Below are 13,264 nucleotides of genomic sequence, written 5' to 3' on the forward strand. Positions count from 1 at the left end.
ATTTTTAAGTTCTTTTTATATTACCCCTATTTAGGGAGGTTAGACTAGTGTCAAAAACAGTGCTTTATTACCGACAACAAAAAAATGAGAGTGTAGAAAATTCCATTGAAAATGTAAAAAAAACAATTAAAAATCTAGAAACCACTCATAAAATAATCGGTGTATTTTTAGACAGCTATAATGATCAAAATCAGCTGAACGAACTGCTAAACTTCCCTTTGCAAGAGATAGATCTGCTTTATACAAATCATTATTTTGATGATGAGTTTGACAACCAGCTTATAAACCAGCTGGCAAAAGCTGAGCAGTTTAGTGTAAAGTACTTTGATAAGATATAGGTTCCTCTATATCTTTTTTGTTTCTGTTCCTTTTCTTTATAAGATTATTCTTACTGTATACACTCCTCCTTTTACTCCTAAATGAAATTCAATTTCTGGGTATAGTTTTTTATTTTTTATAAACATTTCGATTTGACATATTGATACAAGCTGGGGGTGATTTAGAATAAGCGCAGTATGTTTTACCTAACTTTTCAACTACACCCTCATTAACTCAATTCTTTTATACTTCTTCCTGAATACTACCTTTAATCATTCCTTTCCAAAAACAAAAAAACGTGAATCTTCCTTTGAAGAGAATTCACGATTTTCTTTTTATTCATATATATTAGACTTAATTTTAAATGAATTGCTCCCACTATATATGGGTAAAATTCTACAAAACAATAAATTCACAGCAACCAATAAATCCGTCCATGTCAAAATAGTATATATTAAATGTAATAGCTGCTGATTTAGTCACATTCACAAATGGAATCCGTGAAAAGAAAGCATTACATTCACTTGCTGGTCCAAAATCTCCTCTCTTTACCGTACACATAGCGATAAATCCCCTCAAAAACATTCTTAAGAAGTTCAAAGCTCACGTGAAAATTTAATTTCAACGTCTAATCTTTTATCATTCTTGTTTATAATCAAAGAAGTTTTATCACCTCGAATATCCTCGACTTGCCTTGTTAATTTAACCAATACAATCATGAGTTAACCTAACACTTTTACCCCCACCGTCACAAAAATTACAATTACCACCATTTAATCAAATTATTCACAAAAGAAAAATCATACTTCAAACCGTATGATTTAATCCCCCACTAACTCCCCATACTCCTGACTACTCTCCTCCAAAAACCCCTTCGTCTCCCCACTCCCCTTATAAAAACTCTCCCAACCCCTCTCCCTCAAAACCCCCTTCCAACTCTCACTCTCCACCATTCTTTTAATAACACCATCCCAATAAGCAACCTCTTCCTCCGTCATATCTTTCGGGCCCATAATACCTTTCCAGTGCTGGAAGATGACGTCGATTCCTTGTTCTTTCCAGGTTGGGATTTCTGGTAGGCGGTCTAGCCGTTTTGGTGCGGATACGGCTAGTATTTTTATTTTGCTGGCTTTGTATTGTTTTTCGGCTTCGGATAGGGTCATAGTTGCGGCGTTTATTTGTTTGTTCGTTAGGGCGTTTATGATTTTTTCTTTGTTTTCGTAGACGAAGAATTGTAGTTCGGCTGGGTTTATGCCGAATGCTTTGCTTACTTGTACGAATGATAGGTGATCGTCGTTTCCTAGGCCTGGAGCGACGCCGATTTTGAAGTTTTTCTTGTTTTGTTTTAGTTGTTCCATTAGTTCATTTGCATTTTCTATGTTTGAGTCTTTTGATACAACAACGACTTCCCAGTCCGATGCGAGTGTCGCGAGCGGCGTGAAGTCTTTATATGTTAGTTTACTGTGGCCTAGTAGGTTGTTCGTTATAAGTAAGCTTGAGTTAATCGCGAGTACGTGACCGCCTTTTTGTTTCGTATATTTCCATCCGACGTCACCGCTGCCACCTACTTTGTTTGTGACTGTGATTGGTTTTGTGAAGATTTTTTCTTCTGTCAGCGTTTTTTGCATCGCTCGTGCTGTTAAGTCCCATCCTGCTCCTTGAACGTTTGGCGCAACGATTTCTAATTTGTCGATGTTCACTTTATTCGTTTGCGTTTTTTCCGAAGAACAACCAGCTATTACTCCTGTCATGATCCATATACATAGTAATAATCGTTTTTTCATAGTCCTCGTCCTATGCGATACTTTCGTTCTGGTCGTCCGATAATGCCGTATGTGTACTCTACTGTGCATTCGTTTGTCGCTACTAAGTATTCCAAGTATCTTCTTGCGGTTGTTCTCGAGGCCCCCATTTGTTCTCCCATTTCTTCTATTGTAATGCCCTCTTCAAATCCTTTTATAATCCCTTTCACTTTTTGCAGTGTTAACGGATCCACACCTGTCGGTAAGTTTTTTATGTCTTGTGTTTGCGAAGTCCCGAAGAAGTTATCGATGAGTGCTTGATTTACTTCATTGTTACTATGTAATAATTGCTTCTTTCTTTTATAGTCTTCAATGGTGCGAACGAATTTTTCTAACGTGACCGGTTTTATAAGGTAATTGCTTACGCCATTTCGAATTGCTTTTTCTAGCATATAGTTTTCATTCGCCGCTGTTACCATAATGACGTCAACATTTGGAAAGTCAGCATGAATTTGTGGTAATAAGTCAGTTCCAATTCCATCTGGTAAGTAATTATCTAATAGAAGTAAATCGATTTCTTCCTTTTGTAGTAGTTCCATCGTTTCTTTCGCGTTCAATGCTTTTCCGATTACTTTTACATCCTTTATTTTTAATAAAAACTCTTCCTGAATTTGCGCGACGCGGAAATCATCTTCTGCAATTGCAACCTTCAACATATGTCCATCCCCCTGTTTGTCATGTACTTTCTTTCAATGTTTTCGGAAGGTAAATTGTAAAAATAGCTCCCCCATTTTTCTCGTTTTGAATTTCAATTGTTCCCCCTAGTAGATCTACCATTTCTTTCACGTTTGCTAGTCCGTAACCACGATCATTTCCTTTCGTTGAAAATCCTTTTTGAAAAATAGTCGTGATTTTTTCTGCCGGTATCCCTATCCCACTATCTATCACTTCAAACACAATATCGTGCCCAATATCCGTAACAAAGAAGGACACATTCTTTTCCTCTTGTGTACTCACCGCATCAAATGCATTGTCGATTATGTTTCCAAGAATCGTAATAAGGTGCGAAACTTTTATATGGTCTGGTAACGGATGAAGCGCACTATCTCCTTCAATATGAAAATCAATTTTCTTCTCAGATGCTGTTCCGATTTTCCCTAATAAAATTGCTTGTACTTTTGCATCATGAATTTGATGGAATAAAATATGATTTTGGCTTTGATGAATATTAGATTCTTGTTGGATAAATTCAATCGCCTCTTTGTAATGTCCTAACTGAAGTAATCCTGATAAGACGAAAAGTTTATTTGTAAATTCATGCGTTTGAGCGCGTAAGTCCTCAGAATACTTTCTTACCTCAGATATTGTGTTCACAAGGTTTTGCAGTTCTGTTTTATCTCTAAAACTACATACAATTCCTACCGTACTGTTATTTTCAAGTATCGGTGTCATATTTAAAATAAACACTTTATCTTGAAACGCGATTTCTTGATCGTTTTCTAGCACTCTTTCCATATTAAATTCTGGTAAAACTTTTGAAATGTGTTGCTGCATATAATCACAATTTACATGTAGCATTTCTTCTGCCGAGGTGTTCATCATCGTAATAAAACCGTTTTGATCAATAGCTATAATTCCTTCTTTTATAGATAGTAATATCGCACTTCTTTCACGGTATAACGCTGCAATTTCATTCGGCTCTAAACCGAGTGTGTCTTTACGAATACTACGTGCTAAAAGAATGCCGCCAATAATTCCGACTACTAATACAGCTAAGGAAAAGAGTATAATTTCTTTCGTTCTGCTCAGTATGTTAGATTCAATACCTTTTATTAAAAACTCTACTGTCACAACGCCTACGACTTGATCGTAGTCTCCGTTATGAACAATAATGGGCGCCTTCGCCATTAAAGCAGGACCACTTTCACCATTTCCTTCAAGCGTATAATAGCCACCAAAAGTAAGTGCTTCATAGTTATATGGATTGTTACTCTTTGTGCCAATTAACTCCGAATTAGAATGGGAATACGTCACCCCAAAGCGATCTTCTATAATGACAGTATCTGCACCAGCTTGCTCACGAACTTGTTCCGCAATGGATTGAATCGTATTTTTATGCTCGTTATTTTGAAAAGCATCTTTTATAGCTGGCATAAAAGAAAGCGACTTGGCTGTTTGTAGTGCTAGCTGCTCCACTTGGCGCTTCGTATCAACGGACTGAATGTAAACAAATATTCCTGCTAATAGGAGAACAACAAATAAAATTAACGTAATAATTAAGCTTACTATTTTCGTTTGCAATGACACTTTGCGTGATTTCTTCATTCTTCATATCCTTTGATAAAATATTCTAAATTATCAATCTCCCTTTTCTATTATTATGACAAAACGAATAAGGAAGCAACTATTAAAACTCTCCATGTACATAAAGTACAAAAAGAATAAAATTGTCATAATATTGAGATTTTATTTTACAGACAGTACAATTCAACTATAATGAACACGCTTTCATAATTATCATTTTATTTATAAGCAAGAGGAGGAATTATTATGGCTCAAGCAAAATCTAATCGAGTCGCCGGCAATATTTTCAAAGGTTCTGTCGGCAATTTAATTGAATGGTACGACTGGTACGTTTACTCTGCTTTCGCTGTTTACTTCTCAGCAGAGTTCTTTCCTAAAGGAGATCCAACGAGTCAGTTACTGAACACGGCAGCTATTTTCGCAGTTGGGTTTTTAATGCGCCCTATCGGAAGTTTATTAATGGGACGCTATGCAGATCGGCACGGACGCCGGGCAGCATTAACGCTTTCGATTACAGTTATGGCCGGTGGTTCTTTAATTATCGCCTGTACACCTAGTTACGAAAGCATCGGTATTATGGCACCAATTATTTTAGTTCTTGCCCGTTTACTACAAGGATTATCACTCGGCGGAGAGTACGGAACTTCCGCAACGTATTTATCTGAAATGGCTAGTAGTGGTCGCCGCGGCTTTTATTCAAGTTTCCAATATGTAACGCTCGTTGCCGGACAAATGGTTGCTTTAGGCGTTCAAATTGTTCTTCAGCAATTACTAAGCGAACCAGATATGAAAGCTTGGGGATGGCGTATTCCATTCATTATTGGAGCGATGGGTGCAGTAGCTGTATTATGGCTTCGCCGCACGATGGATGAATCAGAGCAATTCGCAAACATAAAATCACAAAAACGCGAAAGCGCAGGAACTGTTCGCGCTCTTATGAAGCACCCGAAAGCAGTATTAACAGTAGTCGGCCTAACATTAGGAGGCACTGTCGCATTCTATACGTACACAACATATTTACAAAAGTTCATGGTAAACACAGTCGGTCTTCCGAAAGAAGTTGTAAGCTGGATTAACTTTGTCGCACTACTTATTTTCGTCGTACTTCAACCAATTGCAGGACTACTATCCGATAAAATTGGACGCCGCCCACTATTAATGGCATTCGGTATTCTCGGAACATTACTAACAGCACCGATCTTCTTCTTCATGGAAAAAACGACAGAACCAATCGTAGCATTCTTACTCATGATGGTCGGTCTCATCATCGTTACTGGTTACACTTCTATTAACGCAATTGTAAAAGCAGAACTCTTCCCGACCGAAATTCGCGCACTAGGCGTAGGTTTACCATATGCACTAACCGTTGCGATATTCGGCGGAACAGCTGAGTTCATCGCATTATGGCTAAAGAGTATCGGAATGGAATCACTATTCTACTTCTACGTAGCCGGATGTATCGCGATAAGCTTTATTACGTATTGGCGTATGGCTGAGTCATCGAAGACTTCGCAGATTGAGGCGGAGCTTGGTGGTGGGGATAATTTAGTTAATAATAAATCTAGTTAAAATTATGTATTCTATAATCTTCGTTTATCTGAACTCGATTTACTTTATCTAAGAAGGCATAATTCATTAAGATATAATTTAAAAACCTCTACTTATATGTAGGGGTTTTTGTATGACGAAAAAACACGTATTATCGACAATTGCAAAAAGCCGGAGATTTTGCCAATGTAGAATCCATTGGTACTCACACCATGCGAAAAACCTTCGGCTATTGGTTCTATAAACAAATAAAAGATGTTGCTATGTTACAAGAAATTCTTAACCATAGCACACCACACATCCCCCTGAAATATATTGGAATTAATAAAGAAGAAAAAGATAATATTCTTGATACATTTCAAATTTAATTCACTTAAAATTACTATTTCAATCATCATAAAAAAGACCTTTTATTTTAAAATAAAAGGTCTTTTTTATAAACATATATGTATTAAGATTTATATTTTTTTACTGTACAAGGAATAGTTACAATGTACAAATCAATAGCATAGATTGTAACCCAGATACCTTTACCTTCAGCTTCTAACTTTTTATCTAGTTGAGACAAATGCTCTGAAACTTTTCTTTTTCCCCATCTTCTAGGAAACCATTGAAAAACCTTAGGAACATTATATTTTTTATTATACCAAGTATTCAATCTCCAAAAAATGAAAAAAACCAAAACAATAATTATGATGCGAAAAATATCAGAATATGAAATTCCTAAAACCATATTATATTTTCTCCATTTTCACTAAAACTCAGATAATTTACTTCTTAATTCTAATTCATCCTCTGTTTCGAAACCCTTAAATAATAAATGAATTATTTGATTATGATTAAAAAACACATTATATTCTTTTGATAAATTACCATGAGGATATGGACAAGAAACATAATCGCATAATTTATTATCAGCTTGTTGTTGCTTTCTTCCATAAATCATAAGAGGTTGATTAATTTCTTCTATAAGAGCTACAGAACCAATTGGTAATAATTAGCCTCCAATTGGAAAATAAGGGACAAACAAGGACAATCTACTCAGCTACCCTAAGATTTTAATGGTTTAATATTTTGATTTTCAAGTTTGCCTTCACAAATTCCTGTTAACACTGATAATAAGAAAAACAGGCCGTAACGGGCGATCAATTTGATCATAAAGGTCATACGCTTCGCCAAGTGGAACATCCGAATCATGTGGTTGTTCACCCTGTAACAATTACTAACAGCGCGTAGAAAACATTTGGATAAATAAGAGGCAAATAAATGATTAAAAAGTTGTAACCCCTACTATAAGAAATACTATTATTACCAAAGGAAGAATGATAATCATAAAGGATATTATTATTGTTAATAATGCTTTCCATGCTGAAAATTGGTGTGCTTCTCCTAAACATTTTAAGGAAATAATGATTGTCCAAATTCCAATAACTATATCAATTATGGCAAAAATAAGAAACAAAATCGTTAAAGTTATGCTACTCTCCATTTTCGGTGTCTCACTCGTAAAGTTTTCTATCCCAAACAAGAAAAATGAAGGCACCCAAACTAATATAAGAGAGTAAACGTAAGGGATATAAGAATAGGCAACTGAGTAACGTGTTTTCTCAAAGGTACCTTGTCCACCAAGTTTTTTTGCCACCCAATTAAATAACGCTGGTAGCAAAAAATAATAAATTAAGAAAGCAACGAAGGTACCGAATATAACCATTGAGATTAATGAAACTGGACTACTTATTGAATCCGCCATATTTTTAGAAGATGCTCGATCTAAAGTCTGTACGAATGAGCCTAATAAAATGAGTAAAAACACATTCTTAGGTTTGGATATAAAAATTTCTTTCATTGTATCACGTGGTTTTGTCCAAATGGAAAACCAAGGATTGAGTGCACGTTTAAATTGATTTTCTGGAGTTTCCATATAAAAAACATTCCCCTTTCTTAAAACATATTAAATATAATTTCCTAATCATTCCAGTTATGTACATATAAATATTAAAGCATAAATAGTCGATTATTTAAATGTAAATATTCAATCATTTAATTTCATCTGAAACTTAGGGGGATTGCTTCTTAACAATCCCCTCCATATTGCCTTGCATTTTTAACTATGGGCTGAGTAGTTACTTTCATTTTTGAGTACCTCACATTCTTTAATACATTGGATAAACAGTTATAATCTTACCATTAATAAGAACAAACCTAATTTCCATTCCTTGAGATGTTTTACCAGAATATAACCTTCCACCTATACATCTTTTATTGCTATAAGCCTCGTGAATGGCTTCCATAAGAAGAATGCGATTATATACTTGAAATGCAACAAATTCTCTTTAAAAGCCTATACGTATTTTCCCTCCATCTTCTATATGCTTCCGTAAATAATAATACTTATGGAGTTCTATAATCATATAAAACAAACCAAACGAAAACACTGTGCATGCACACATAAATACAATCGCACCCATCTGTTGTGTTGCAATGCTAAGAATTATATTAGCAATTAACTGCCCCGATCCCGCTGCAATAGCTGCTACTTTTACACCACCAGTTCCTTTCGATGATTTTGATTTTTTTCTTGGTTCCTGAAGTTTTTCAATATGATTTTTATAAAAAAGATACAAAGCAAAACCATACAAACCAAATGAAAGAATAAAATAGATGGGAGTTTGTAATTGTAACACTTCATAAGCATATTTTTGAGTTATAACCAATAATCCGACTGAACATATGGCGCCATATACTCCTCGAAATAGAGTGTATTGTAACTGTCGTTTCCGAGGATTGATAGCAATCAATATCGCCCACAAATTTAAAAAAATAACTGGAGGAGTTACTATATATACATAGAGTAATCGAAAAGGATTCGCAAAAGCAGGCAAAAGAACAAACACGTCTGCCCCCAAAAGGACAAGGACAATTACGTGGACTCTTATTTCATTTACAGGATAAAGAGCCATATAATGTGCAAAAGCTTTCTTATTAAAATCTATACTTTTTTTCATGTTAATTAAACCACCCTGCTACCGTTGACCAAGTTTTTTTCGCGCTCGTTTTCACCATATCCTTAATACTATCATCTTCACCATCACCATCTAAATCAACATCCCATTTTACACCTTCTGTGAAATATTATTCCCTTCTCGAAAAGAAGATCACCCCATTAATAAGATCTAGGCTTATCAAAAATTTCAAAAAGCCGGAGATTTTGCCGGTATCGAATCTATTAGGACTCACACCATGCGCAAAACCTTCGGCTATTGGTTCTATAAATAAACAAAAGATGTCGCTATGTTGTAAGAAATACTCAATCATAGCACCTCACAAATTACACTTAAATATATTGGCATCAGTAAGGAAGAAAAAGATAGTGTACTAGATACGTTTTGTATTTAATTCAATTGTAATAAAAAACTATATTTTCAACAATTTCTCACGTAATATCAATTCATTTTCAGTCATGTAACCTCTGTGTAATTCTTCTACAATCTTATCGCAATTAAAGCATAATACTTTTTCATCACCTAAATAACCAACTGGATAAGGAACACCTACATAGTCAAAATCACGTTTATCTGCTGAAATAACCATTCTTCCGATAATCATAATGATTGGTTCTACACCTTTTAGTTTAACAACTGAGCCAATAGGTAATAGTTTCATTTATTTGCTCTCCTTTTTCTTTTTATATCTGAATATAAATTCTAAAATAATTATAAAAGCAAATCCAATAGATAATTGAATGACTGTAAAAAGGATTTTTTCTTTTGAAGAAGCTTCAGGTAAATTACATATTACTACAAGGGGAATAAGTACCCCAACAATGGTAAGAATCCTTAACAATTTATTCATATTTTGAATTCCCCTATCACATAGGTAATATCATTTCTTGTTAAATTTACTATGTACCAGTTCAAAAAATTTATTTGCACCAAGTGAAATTGCACCAATAATAAGAACCCCAATAATAAAATAAATCTTTTTAAATAAACTGTAAGGAGATAAAATAGCAACTACAAGAAGTATTATAATTGCAACGAATGTGACTAATTTTCCAACTTTAAATGCTTGCATATCAGCTTTCCTCTTTCTTTGGTTTTTCAAATTTGATAAATCCTCCAAGGCCAAACTCTTCCCCGAAGTATCCCCCGGTTTCAGCTCCAAGCTTTACTTTATAACCGAATGTACCTAATCCTAATTCCCCTTTTGCTATTACATCATGGTCTCCTATAAATGGAACGAAATCTGGGATATGAAAAAGATTTAACTCTGCTTCATATTTGTTAGCAGTAAGTTCCGATGCAATTTTTAATGTATATTGATCCACACCTGTTGTAAAGTTTGCTTCGCCAAACTTTTGAGTAATGGTTAACTCTTGCGGAGTAAACCTAATAGGTCCAATGGGCCCAATAAAAGTAGTAATTGGAACCTTTATTTTTGTTATTTTAAAGGAGTTTTCTAAAGCAGATCCCTCTATTTTTGCTCCAATAATATTTCCAGCCATTAAATCATCTTTAGCAGCATCAAAAGAAAAAGGCACATTTACATCTATTTTTCCAGATAAAGCTTTCATGTTCCACTCGCTGTTATTACCAAGAGGCTCCTTACCATCAATCACAGAACCTTCTAAAACTCCTCCAACACGATCTCCATCTTTCCATTCTGCTTTACCTGTAAAATATTTAATGTTATCCTTATCATCTTTTTTAGTTCCTGCCTGTGCTATTTTATCAGCTTCATGAGTTTTCTTTTCTGTAATTTTTTGAATAGATGTTGTCCATCCCATGTTCAATACTTGCGTACTAAATGTACCGCTGACAACACTAAACCCTTTCCCACTTTGGACTTCCGCAAGACCTGCAGCAATACTCGCTGCTAATTGAATTGCTGTACTATAATTATTACTAGAGGTCTGATTGAATTGATACAAATGATCCAGCTTTTCTTGCAGTTTTTGCCTCATAACAATAAAAAGATTTACCATGGCATCCATACCCGGAATTGGCATAGCTTGATTGACAGCTTCCATACTTGTTTTCATTCGGTCAATTTCTCGAATTTGTTCTAACACTTCTTGTTCAATAACATCAGTTGAAGCTACCTGTGATTGAAATTGACTTGGAAAGGCATTATTCTGACGGATTAGTTCTTCACATAAGTAAATAATTCCTTGTGCTAGAGGACGAAAAGTTTGTACAAAAAATGATTTTGCACTGCTATACGTTTGCCCTTGTAACACAGTATCAATTGCAAAGGCATCAATTGACTGAATGACTTGTTCCATACCTTGAATAGTAGCGTTACATACAGCATTCATACTTTGAGTTTGGCCTTGTACTTCTCCTAAATACATATTTAAGCTCATGCATTGACCTCCCTCGCTAATTGTTGTTGTTGATAGGAAAGGTCGTTTTCTAAATCACTAAGGTTTCGTCTTTCTTTAAGCAACGTTTCTTTTTGGTTTTCTAATTCAAATGTGACTTTTCGTTCAATATGTTGTGCCTCTTGATATGTATTCATAAAAAACTGAGACATTTCTCTATCACCATGCCAAGTTCCTAAAATTCGATCAAACAAACGATGGTTTCGACCTCTCCATTCATAAAAATCTGCTTCCGCTTGCTCCTGAATGTGAATCGCGAATTGATTTCGGTCCTGTTCTTCAAATACATTTCGTAACTTTTGATTTACTTGATTAATTTGTTTTTCAATATCTTGGCTCATCTTTTTCCTCCTACTATTTTACTTTACGTAGGTTGTCACATTAGCGAAAAGTGTTGTGAAGTGCGTTATCCATTCTCTCAAATTCATTAGATACCGAATGAATATTATCAACCGCTTGTTGAAAGGCAGCGGAAAATTGTTTCGTCAAGTCTAAAACTTGCTGATTCGCTTCTTGTGCTTTGAAGTTAACAGATAATGTTGTACGCGTCGCTTTTGTTATAGAACGACTTGTTGCACTTTGAATCCTATCAGAGGCTGATCCCATTTTCGTAGCAATTTGCGTTGCTGTTTGTAAATTACTTTGAAATTGTCCCATTCTTTCAAACCCTTTCTATAAGTTTTCCAGACGCACCAAAGAAATCTCATTAAATATATATCCCTATCAATATCACTCGCTAGGCATGCAATCAAATGAGCCATACAATATAAGCTGTATGGCTCATTTGAAATACTTGTTATATAGAGTAAAACAATTTTTATTTCAAACCGAAATTACGTGATAATTCTTCATCATGAGAAGCAACAGCCTCTGCAGTTTTATTAAGCTGCATATTAATTTCTTGTAATAGCTGTGCAAAGTTTTGTACCTTTGGCTTTAATTGATTGAACTGTTGGTCAAAACCTTCAAAAGCACGTCCTTCCCATTCTCCTCTTAATTCATTTTGCAAGTTTTGTAGTTGACTTAAAATGTCCTCAATTTGATTTGCACCTTGTCCATATCGAGCCGCTTTCGATTTAAGCTCCTCTGGTGACATACGAATTTGTCCAGCCATTTTCATTTCCCCTTTAATACATAATGAGCAAAATATTTATTGGTTAATTTTACTAAACACATTATAATCTATTATTCTGAACTTTTAAACGTTTTATCTTTCTATTGAATATTAGAATATGAATATTCAATTCTAATCGTTAAATATCCTACTTTTTCTAGCTTTACAAGATTTCATGCAAAAAAGACCACCAAAAGGCAGTCCCTCAAAACTCAATCCCATCCCACGCTCCACTACTTTCTCATACAAATAATTCGCAACGATAGTATCTACTACAGCCAAACCAACTGATTTGAAAATAGTAATCTCTTCATCATTTTCGTGACCAGCTTTTCCCCCTTATAATTTAACCAATTTCGGCGTGGAGATTGCTAGTTTTATCAAAATTTGAAGATTACCTGTTTCTAGATCCTATTCAATTAAGCAATCCTACAAATGCCTCTTCTTCCTCATCTATAAAACCTACAAATATAATTCCTTCAATATCCTCATGATTAAATACAAATGTATAATCAGGATTCATGTATCCTTCTGGATAAAAACAGCCAATATAGTCATACATCACAAGTTCTTTAATCCCAAGTTTTTGTTTTCTTCCATAGTTATTTATGTGAATTCAGCTCGTTTTTTTGTTTTGGGTGAAAAAATTTTTAACTTGATAGCAATGTGGTGCTGCCCCTATTAGGCAAATTCGACAAAGAAAAGATACCCAAAGGTGCCTTCCTCCCACTTGAACCATCTTAATTTTATTGTGTTGTTATTATATAAGAAAAGAAGACATCACTTAAGATGTCTTCTTTTCTTGTACACTTGGTGTTAAGAAGGTATTTATTGCTTAAAAACCATAAAAAAATA

Annotated in this window: 17 protein-coding genes and 5 pseudogenes; 4 read left to right on the forward strand and 18 right to left on the reverse strand. The window is 34.7% G+C overall.

Going from position 1 to position 13,264, the window contains the following annotated elements; all coding sequences use genetic code 11:
* Window positions 1–47 precede the first annotated feature (47 nt).
* The gene (locus tag ACQGSG_RS21280; RefSeq protein WP_098605502.1) at window positions 48–338 is read left to right on the forward strand and encodes a hypothetical protein; all 291 of its coding nucleotides are present in this window, start codon (window positions 48–50) and stop codon (window positions 336–338) included.
* A 418-nt stretch (window positions 339–756) separates the two neighbouring features.
* Here ACQGSG_RS21280 and ACQGSG_RS21285 read toward each other — a convergent pair.
* The 4 genes and pseudogenes from ACQGSG_RS21285 to ACQGSG_RS21300 form a co-directional block, all read right to left on the reverse strand.
* Window positions 757–1,037 (reverse strand): annotated as a pseudogene (locus ACQGSG_RS21285) (MrcB family domain-containing protein); the annotation flags it as partial.
* 102 nt (window positions 1,038–1,139) lie between these two features.
* Window positions 1,140–2,102, reverse strand: coding sequence for a tripartite tricarboxylate transporter substrate binding protein (locus ACQGSG_RS21290; RefSeq protein ID WP_098605501.1), 963 nt, complete (start codon window positions 2,100–2,102; stop codon window positions 1,140–1,142).
* A complete protein-coding gene (locus ACQGSG_RS21295) occupies window positions 2,099–2,776 on the reverse strand; it encodes a response regulator (RefSeq protein WP_048567907.1) in 678 nt (225 codons plus the stop codon). Before ACQGSG_RS21295 ends, ACQGSG_RS21290 begins: the two co-directional genes overlap by 4 nt.
* A 19-nt stretch (window positions 2,777–2,795) precedes the next feature.
* Window positions 2,796–4,385 (reverse strand): sensor histidine kinase, encoded by a 1,590-nt coding sequence (locus ACQGSG_RS21300; RefSeq protein WP_325842745.1) that lies wholly within the window; start codon window positions 4,383–4,385, stop codon window positions 2,796–2,798.
* Window positions 4,386–4,610: 225 nt separating this feature from the next.
* On the opposite strand from ACQGSG_RS21300, the gene ACQGSG_RS21305 reads away from it, so the two are divergent.
* Both ACQGSG_RS21305 and ACQGSG_RS21310 read left to right on the forward strand, forming a co-directional pair.
* Window positions 4,611–5,933: an MFS transporter gene (locus ACQGSG_RS21305; RefSeq protein ID WP_065704752.1), complete on the forward strand. Its 1,323-nt coding sequence runs from the start codon at window positions 4,611–4,613 to the stop codon at window positions 5,931–5,933.
* Between the two features lie 131 nt (window positions 5,934–6,064).
* Window positions 6,065–6,280, forward strand: a pseudogene (locus tag ACQGSG_RS21310) (tyrosine-type recombinase/integrase); the annotation flags it as partial.
* Between the two features lie 83 nt (window positions 6,281–6,363).
* On the opposite strand, the gene ACQGSG_RS21315 reads toward ACQGSG_RS21310, so the two are convergent.
* The 5 genes from ACQGSG_RS21315 to ACQGSG_RS21335 form a co-directional block, all read right to left on the reverse strand.
* Complete coding sequence (locus ACQGSG_RS21315; RefSeq protein WP_000242739.1) at window positions 6,364–6,645, reverse strand: hypothetical protein; 282 nt, start codon at window positions 6,643–6,645, stop codon at window positions 6,364–6,366.
* A 21-nt stretch (window positions 6,646–6,666) separates the two neighbouring features.
* On the reverse strand, window positions 6,667–6,858 hold the full coding sequence (locus ACQGSG_RS21320) for a DUF4176 domain-containing protein (protein ID WP_000639126.1): 192 nt from the start codon (window positions 6,856–6,858) through the stop codon (window positions 6,667–6,669).
* Window positions 6,859–7,182: 324 nt separating this feature from the next.
* Complete coding sequence (locus tag ACQGSG_RS21325) at window positions 7,183–7,833, reverse strand: Yip1 family protein (protein ID WP_000449722.1); 651 nt, start codon at window positions 7,831–7,833, stop codon at window positions 7,183–7,185.
* 232 nt (window positions 7,834–8,065) lie between these two features.
* Window positions 8,066–8,203 carry an EndoU domain-containing protein gene (locus ACQGSG_RS21330; RefSeq protein ID WP_074594973.1) on the reverse strand — a complete coding sequence of 46 codons (138 nt, stop codon included), beginning with the start codon at window positions 8,201–8,203 and terminating at the stop codon, window positions 8,066–8,068.
* 42 nt (window positions 8,204–8,245) lie between these two features.
* Window positions 8,246–8,917: a hypothetical protein gene (locus ACQGSG_RS21335; protein ID WP_214632127.1), complete on the reverse strand. Its 672-nt coding sequence runs from the start codon at window positions 8,915–8,917 to the stop codon at window positions 8,246–8,248.
* A 127-nt stretch (window positions 8,918–9,044) separates the two neighbouring features.
* On the opposite strand from ACQGSG_RS21335, the pseudogene ACQGSG_RS21340 reads away from it, so the two are divergent.
* Window positions 9,045–9,308 (forward strand): annotated as a pseudogene (locus ACQGSG_RS21340) (tyrosine-type recombinase/integrase); the annotation flags it as partial.
* Between the two features lie 18 nt (window positions 9,309–9,326).
* On the opposite strand, the gene ACQGSG_RS21345 reads toward ACQGSG_RS21340, so the two are convergent.
* From ACQGSG_RS21345 to ACQGSG_RS21385, 9 genes and pseudogenes are all read right to left on the reverse strand, one after another.
* A complete protein-coding gene (locus ACQGSG_RS21345) occupies window positions 9,327–9,575 on the reverse strand; it encodes a DUF4176 domain-containing protein (RefSeq protein ID WP_000771613.1) in 249 nt (82 codons plus the stop codon).
* Window positions 9,576–9,764 carry a hypothetical protein gene (locus ACQGSG_RS21350; protein WP_097999439.1) on the reverse strand — a complete coding sequence of 63 codons (189 nt, stop codon included), beginning with the start codon at window positions 9,762–9,764 and terminating at the stop codon, window positions 9,576–9,578.
* Between the two features lie 30 nt (window positions 9,765–9,794).
* Window positions 9,795–9,986, reverse strand: coding sequence for a hypothetical protein (locus tag ACQGSG_RS21355; protein ID WP_001147556.1), 192 nt, complete (start codon window positions 9,984–9,986; stop codon window positions 9,795–9,797).
* A 1-nt stretch (window position 9,987) separates the two neighbouring features.
* On the reverse strand, window positions 9,988–11,277 hold the full coding sequence (locus ACQGSG_RS21360; RefSeq protein WP_087966284.1) for a T7SS effector LXG polymorphic toxin: 1,290 nt from the start codon (window positions 11,275–11,277) through the stop codon (window positions 9,988–9,990).
* Window positions 11,274–11,636, reverse strand: a complete 363-nt coding sequence (locus ACQGSG_RS21365) for a DUF3958 family protein (RefSeq protein WP_000076114.1) — start codon at window positions 11,634–11,636, stop codon at window positions 11,274–11,276. The genes ACQGSG_RS21360 and ACQGSG_RS21365 overlap by 4 nt, the downstream gene beginning before the upstream one ends.
* Before the next feature lie 40 nt (window positions 11,637–11,676).
* Complete coding sequence (locus ACQGSG_RS21370) at window positions 11,677–11,952, reverse strand: TIGR04197 family type VII secretion effector (RefSeq protein ID WP_000529666.1); 276 nt, start codon at window positions 11,950–11,952, stop codon at window positions 11,677–11,679.
* 160 nt (window positions 11,953–12,112) lie between these two features.
* Window positions 12,113–12,409: a WXG100 family type VII secretion target gene (locus ACQGSG_RS21375; protein ID WP_000918591.1), complete on the reverse strand. Its 297-nt coding sequence runs from the start codon at window positions 12,407–12,409 to the stop codon at window positions 12,113–12,115.
* Window positions 12,410–12,625: 216 nt separating this feature from the next.
* Window positions 12,626–12,748: pseudogene (locus tag ACQGSG_RS21380) on the reverse strand (ornithine cyclodeaminase family protein); the annotation flags it as partial.
* Window positions 12,749–12,824: 76 nt separating this feature from the next.
* Window positions 12,825–13,010: pseudogene (locus tag ACQGSG_RS21385) on the reverse strand (DUF4176 domain-containing protein); the annotation flags it as partial.
* Between the last annotated feature and the right edge of the window lie 254 nt (window positions 13,011–13,264).

Origin of the sequence: Bacillus sp. GMa5/1, assembly GCF_050172015.1 — a bacterium.
Lineage (GTDB): Bacteria > Bacillota > Bacilli > Bacillales > Bacillaceae_G > Bacillus_A > Bacillus_A cereus.

Bases quoted from the DNA above. Each gene is read 5' to 3' on its own strand.
- ACQGSG_RS21290 (WP_098605501.1), bottom strand. From the start codon at position 2,102: ATGAAAAAACGATTATTACTATGTATATGGATCATGACAGGAGTAATA.
- ACQGSG_RS21295 (WP_048567907.1), bottom strand. From the start codon at position 2,776: ATGTTGAAGGTTGCAATTGCAGAAGATGATTTCCGCGTCGCGCAAATT.
- ACQGSG_RS21300 (WP_325842745.1), bottom strand. From the start codon at position 4,385: ATGAAGAAATCACGCAAAGTGTCATTGCAAACGAAAATAGTAAGCTTA.
- ACQGSG_RS21305 (WP_065704752.1), top strand. From the start codon at position 4,611: ATGGCTCAAGCAAAATCTAATCGAGTCGCCGGCAATATTTTCAAAGGT.
- ACQGSG_RS21315 (WP_000242739.1), bottom strand. From the start codon at position 6,645: ATGGTTTTAGGAATTTCATATTCTGATATTTTTCGCATCATAATTATT.
- ACQGSG_RS21320 (WP_000639126.1), bottom strand. From the start codon at position 6,858: ATGATTTATGGAAGAAAGCAACAACAAGCTGATAATAAATTATGCGAT.
- ACQGSG_RS21325 (WP_000449722.1), bottom strand. From the start codon at position 7,833: ATGGAAACTCCAGAAAATCAATTTAAACGTGCACTCAATCCTTGGTTT.
- ACQGSG_RS21330 (WP_074594973.1), bottom strand. From the start codon at position 8,203: ATGGAAGCCATTCACGAGGCTTATAGCAATAAAAGATGTATAGGTGGA.
- ACQGSG_RS21335 (WP_214632127.1), bottom strand. From the start codon at position 8,917: ATGAAAAAAAGTATAGATTTTAATAAGAAAGCTTTTGCACATTATATG.
- ACQGSG_RS21345 (WP_000771613.1), bottom strand. From the start codon at position 9,575: ATGAAACTATTACCTATTGGCTCAGTTGTTAAACTAAAAGGTGTAGAA.
- ACQGSG_RS21350 (WP_097999439.1), bottom strand. From the start codon at position 9,764: ATGAATAAATTGTTAAGGATTCTTACCATTGTTGGGGTACTTATTCCC.
- ACQGSG_RS21355 (WP_001147556.1), bottom strand. From the start codon at position 9,986: ATGCAAGCATTTAAAGTTGGAAAATTAGTCACATTCGTTGCAATTATA.
- ACQGSG_RS21360 (WP_087966284.1), bottom strand. From the start codon at position 11,277: ATGAGCTTAAATATGTATTTAGGAGAAGTACAAGGCCAAACTCAAAGT.
- ACQGSG_RS21365 (WP_000076114.1), bottom strand. From the start codon at position 11,636: ATGAGCCAAGATATTGAAAAACAAATTAATCAAGTAAATCAAAAGTTA.
- ACQGSG_RS21370 (WP_000529666.1), bottom strand. From the start codon at position 11,952: ATGGGACAATTTCAAAGTAATTTACAAACAGCAACGCAAATTGCTACG.
- ACQGSG_RS21375 (WP_000918591.1), bottom strand. From the start codon at position 12,409: ATGGCTGGACAAATTCGTATGTCACCAGAGGAGCTTAAATCGAAAGCG.